Below are 2,611 nucleotides of genomic sequence, written 5' to 3'. Positions count from 1 at the left end.
CTTCACCCAGCAATTTCGCGCACCAGTGCGTCACGTTCAGGCCATGGCCGGAGTAGCCCTGGGCATAAAACACGTTGCGGTGCTAATCGCTACCGTAACATTGGTATCGTTGCTCACGTGGATGCTGGTAAAACCACCACTACCGAGCGCGTCCTTTTTTACACTGGCAAAAGTCACAAGATGGGCGAGGTGCATGACGGCGCCGCGACCACAGACTGGATGGTGCAGGAGCAGGAGCGTGGTATTACCATTACTTCTGCTGCTATTACCGCCTTCTGGAAAGGTTCGGAGAAGCAGCACCCGAACGACTACCGCTTTAACGTCATTGACACCCCCGGTCACGTTGACTTCACCATTGAAGTAGAGCGTTCCCTGCGTGTTCTCGACGGCGCGGTCGTTGTGTTCTGCGGTACTTCGGGCGTTGAGCCTCAGTCTGAAACCGTATGGCGTCAGGCTAACAAGTACGGTGTTCCGCGTATCGTTTACGTGAACAAGATGGACCGTGCTGGCGCGAACTTCCTGCGTGTTGTTGCTCAGATCAAACAGCGTCTGGGTCATACCCCGGTGCCAATTCAGTTGGCTATCGGTTCCGAAGACAACTTCCAGGGTCAGATCGATCTGATGACCATGGAAGCGGTTTACTGGAACGATGCTGACAAAGGCATGACTCCGCGTCGCGAGGCTATCCCTGCCGAGCTGCAGGAGATGGCTGAAGAGTGGCGCAACAACATGGTTGAGGCTGCGGCCGAGGCCAGCGAAGAGCTGATGAACAAGTACCTCGAGGGAGAAGAACTCTCCGTCGCGGAGATCAAGGCAGCTCTGCGTCAGCGTACGCTTGCTGGTGAGATCGTTCTGGCTGTTTGCGGCTCTTCCTTCAAGAACAAGGGTGTTCCCCTGGTTCTCGACGCCGTTATCGACTACCTGCCTGCTCCTACCGACATTCCTGCCATCAAGGGTACTGACCCGGATGACGAGGAAAAGCAAATGGAGCGTCACGCAGACGACAACGAGCCGTTCGCGGCCCTGGCGTTCAAGATCGCTACCGACCCATTCGTGGGTACCTTGACCTTCGTTCGCGTTTACTCCGGTGTGTTGAACTCCGGCGACGGCGTTGTGAACTCGGTTAAGGGCAAGAAAGAGCGTGTGGGTCGTATGGTGCAAATGCACGCAAACGCCCGCGAAGAGATCAAGGAAGTACGCGCTGGTGACATCGCGGCCTTGATCGGCATGAAGGACGTCACCACTGGCGAAACTTTGTGCAACGCTGATCAGCCAATCATCCTGGTTCGCATGGACTTCCCGGAGCCTGTAATTTCGGTTGCGGTAGAGCCTAAGACCAAGGATGACCAGGAAAAAATGGGTATCGCTCTGGGCAAGCTTGCTCAGGAAGACCCGTCTTTCCGCGTTAAGACTGATGAAGAGACTGGTCAGACGATCATCTCTGGCATGGGCGAGTTGCACTTGGACATCCTGGTTGACCGGATGCGTCGTGAGTTCAACGTCGAAGCCAACATCGGTAAGCCTCAGGTTTCCTATCGTGAGCGCATCACGAAGAACTGTGAAATCGAAGGCAAGTTCGTTCGTCAATCCGGTGGTCGTGGCCAGTTCGGTCACTGCTGGATTCGTTTTGCACCTGCTGACGAAGGTCAGGAAGGTCTGCAATTCTTGAACGAAGTGGTAGGTGGTGTGGTTCCTAAGGAATACATCCCGGCTATCCAGAAAGGTATCGAGGAGCAGATGAAGAACGGCGTAGTCGCTGGCTTCCCGCTGATCGGCCTGAAGGCTACCGTGTTTGATGGTTCTTACCACGACGTCGACTCGAACGAGATGGCGTTTAAGGTGGCTGCTTCCATGGCGACCAAGCAACTGGCCCAGAAGGGCGGTGGTGAGCTGCTTGAGCCGATCATGGCGGTAGAGGTTGTTACGCCTGAAGACTATATGGGTGACGTGATGGGCGACCTTAACCGTCGTCGCGGCATGATTTTGGGTATGGAAGACACGGTCTCCGGCAAGGTAATTCGCGCTGAAGTTCCGCTGGGTGAGATGTTCGGTTATGCGACCGACGTTCGCTCCATGTCCCAGGGTCGCGCTAGCTACTCTATGGAATTCAAAAAGTACAATACAGCTCCGTCGCACATCGTCGAAACTGTTACCAAAAAACAAGGCTGATTCAGCCCTTTAGGCAAGGAGTTAATTGTCGTGGCTAAAGAAAAATTTGATCGTTCCCTTCCGCACGTCAACGTTGGCACCATCGGTCACGTTGACCACGGTAAAACCACTCTGACTGCTGCTCTGACTCGCGTTTGCTCCGAAGTATTCGGTTCTGCAGTCGTTGAATTCGACAAGATCGACAGCGCGCCGGAAGAGAAGGCTCGTGGTATTACCATCAACACCGCGCACGTCGAGTACAACTCGAACATTCGTCACTACGCTCACGTTGACTGCCCAGGTCACGCTGACTACGTGAAGAACATGATCACCGGTGCTGCCCAGATGGACGGCGCGATCCTGGTTTGCTCGGCCGCTGATGGTCCGATGCCACAAACCAGTGAGCACATCCTGCAGTCCCGTCAGGTAGGCGTTCCGTACATCGAGGTATTCCTGAACAAGG

The 2,611-nt window shown here is 54.8% G+C and carries 2 protein-coding genes; both read left to right on the top strand.

Features of this window, described 5'->3' with window-relative positions; all coding sequences use genetic code 11:
* Positions 1 to 99 precede the first annotated feature (99 nt).
* Positions 100 to 2,169: an elongation factor G gene (gene fusA, locus ACQKP2_RS32400; protein ID WP_427582325.1), complete on the top strand. Its 2,070-nt coding sequence runs from the start codon at positions 100 to 102 to the stop codon at positions 2,167 to 2,169.
* A 30-nt stretch (positions 2,170 to 2,199) separates the two neighbouring features.
* Positions 2,200 to 2,611 (top strand): GTP-binding protein (locus tag ACQKP2_RS32395; protein WP_427582324.1); only part of this gene is annotated, 412 nt, incomplete at its 3' end.

It is taken from the genome of Pseudomonas sp. NPDC089569 (assembly GCF_050280625.1).
In the GTDB taxonomy this organism is placed as follows: domain Bacteria; phylum Pseudomonadota; class Gammaproteobacteria; order Pseudomonadales; family Pseudomonadaceae; genus Aquipseudomonas.
The sequence above is the reverse complement of the archived record's forward strand: the minus strand, read 5'-3'. Positions and strand labels throughout refer to the sequence as shown.